Origin of the sequence: Brucella sp. TWI559 (genome assembly GCF_039674265.1) — a bacterium.
In the GTDB taxonomy this organism is placed as follows: domain Bacteria; phylum Pseudomonadota; class Alphaproteobacteria; order Rhizobiales; family Rhizobiaceae; genus Brucella; species Brucella chromiisoli.
Genome location: NZ_JBDJNE010000090.1, coordinates 1 through 242, shown reverse-complemented (window position 1 = coordinate 242; position 242 = coordinate 1). Strand labels below are relative to the sequence as shown.

The window sequence follows — 242 nt, the reverse complement described above, 5'->3', positions numbered from 1 at the left end:
TCGTTGGCGACGTGCTGGTGTCTGGGATCGACTGCTGGAGGCCGTCTCTCAAGCCTATGACGGTGATATTGTGATGATCGACAGTACCTGTGTCCGCGTTCACCAGCACGGGGCCACAGGAAAAAAGGGGATGCCGACGATGGTTGCATGGGACGTTCCCGTGGCGGCCTCACAAGCAAAATCCACGCGATTGTTGATGCAGAAGGCCGTCCGATCAATCTTTGCCTGACAGGTGGACAGGC

Annotated in this window: 1 pseudogene; it reads left to right on the top strand. The window is 57.4% G+C overall.

Going from position 1 to position 242, the window contains the following annotated elements:
* Positions 1 to 242: pseudogene (locus ABE530_RS19750) on the top strand (IS5/IS1182 family transposase); the annotation flags it as partial.